Annotated in this window: 1 protein-coding gene; it reads right to left on the minus strand. The window is 58.8% G+C overall.

Annotated features, from left to right (window positions below; genetic code table 11):
• Positions 1-2,359 (minus strand): Ig-like domain-containing protein (locus AC0L3U_RS38185; protein WP_473364930.1); only part of this gene is annotated, 2,359 nt, incomplete at both ends.

Consider the following 2,359-nt stretch of genomic DNA (forward strand, 5'->3'; position numbering starts at 1 on the left):
CGTTGGTGATGTGGTCGCCGACAACACCGCTGTCGGTCGTGAACGAAGCGATCGTCGGCGCCGCAGGCGGGGTCGGGGTGGAGGTCGTGCCAGGATCTACCTGCAGGCCAGTAAAGGTCTTCAACGCGCCGGTGAGTTCGGCCGCATCCCCAAGCGAATTGGCGATTTTCGCACCATTCGCCAAGTTGACCTGGGTGATGGCCAGTGCAGACACCTTGGTATCGCTCGCAGCGACAGTATAGCTGAACGTCAGCGTGTTGGTGCCTGCCCCCCCTGTGTATGTCGCCACACCTCCGTCATTCAGGACCAACGACGGCTTGCCGGTCACAGTCATGGCTTGGTCGAACTTGACGGTGAATACGATCGAGGTTCCAACGCCCTCAGTCCCCGAACTCGGCGAAGGAACGACGCTGACAACATCGGTTGTCGCAAAGCTGCCGGCCGTGGGGCCCGTCTTCTTGCCAGTCAGGAGATTGATGTTGTTTTCGATGGTGAGATTTGATCCCTGCACTTCCGAGGGCAGATCGCCAAAGCCCGTATCCGTGAAGGTACCCGTGGGATCGACGTAGTTGTTGCTGACAATCACTCCATTGAGGACGTTTCCGCTGTCTTGGAACAGCCCAATGTTCAACGAGATCGACATGTTAGGGCCGGTCGCGATGATAACATTGTTGGCGATAGTCGTATTGGTAATCGTCGAGCCGAGTTGGGCTTGAACGGCGAGCCCTTCGTTCGGTTCAACTCCCTGAGGTTGATAGATTGTATTATAGGCAATCATCGCATTATTCACGACGTCGCCAACAAACTGGATGGGGTCAGGATGCGACCCCGGCGTATACCCCAAGCCCTCAAAGACGTTGTATTGGATCGTAGGTGTAACAGTCCCGTTGCCCAAATCGATACCATCGGCGGGCATGTCGTGAATGTAGTTGTATTTGGCGACGAACGTGCCAGTGCCATTATAGTTGATGGCGGCGCCCAGTCCCGTTCCTGCCGGCGGCGGCTGCACCGACGGAATATTCATCTGATTTCCGTCGAAGGAGCAGTTCAACACCGTGAGATTTCCCACGTTGGTCGAACCTGCATCGATGGCAACGGGCTGGTTTGCGCCAAGCGAGAAGTTGCAGTTCTCGATCGTCGTCGTGCCCGTAGTTCCCGGCTTGACGACGACTGTCCAACCGCCACTCAGCGAGAAGTCGAAACCGTCAAGCGTAACGTTGTTACCAAGGATGCTCACGACATGGTTGGCAGTGTCGATCGATACGCCAGCCGGAAGATTTGCAGCAACGCTCGGATCCTTGAGCGCCGTGCCCGCCGGAACACCAACCGCGTAGTCTACGCCCGCGACCTGCCAGGGTGGGCGAACCGCATAGCTGTCCAGCAACGACGCCAGCTGTGGCGTGCCGGTATGCGCACTGCTCGATCCATCTGCGTAGCTTGAGGATGCCGAATTGACCGTCACGTTGAGACCGGCGGATGCCGCACTCACGTTTCCTGCCGCATCCGTTGTCGTCGCCGTAAATTTCTGAGCTCCATTCGACAGCACGCCGGTATCGAAGCTCCACGCGCCACTGCTGTCCGCGGTCGCGGTCCCGATCTGGGTTGAGTTGTCAAAGATCTTGACTGAGCTATTGGCCTCCGCGGATCCCTTCAGCACGAGGTCGTTAAGGGTCGTCGTGCTTCCCACCGACGATCCTGTTTGCGAATACGCACCAATGGTCGGAGCAACCGGGGCGTGTGTATCGATCGTGATCGACAGGGGCGCCGATGCGAGGCTAACCTGCCCCGAAGAATCGACATCCTGCGTCGTGAGGATGTGGCCTCCGTCACCGAGCGCCGCAGTTGTGAATGACCAGTTCCCGCTACCATCCACATTGGCCGTACCCAATTGGCTCGAACCATCGAATATTTTCACAGTGCTGCTGGCAACGGCCGAGCCGGTCAGCGTCAGTGTGTTGTCGTTGGTGGTGTGGTCACCGACAACGCCGCTGTCGGTCGTGAACGAAGCGATCGTTGGAGTGGCAGGAACTGCAGCACCGATGACTGGATCCAGGGGCTGTGAAAGCGCACTGACATTGCCTGCGACGTCGGTTGCCGTTGCTGTCAGGAAATGAGCTCCTTCTGATAGTCCGACCGTCGTAACGGTCCAGTTCCCTGAGGAGTTCGTCGTTCCCGTCCCGACGAGGGTCGCGCCATCGTACACCTGGACCGTGCTGTTTGCTTCGGCCGTGCCTGTTAACACCACCTGGTTGCCGTTGACGATTGAGTCGCCGGCCTCGAAGGGCACACCCGGCGCGTGCGTATCGATCGTGACGGCCAGGGCCGTCGACGCAACGCTGGTGCCGCCCGAGGTCGTCGC

This window comes from Bradyrhizobium sp. Kon69 (assembly GCF_055807515.1).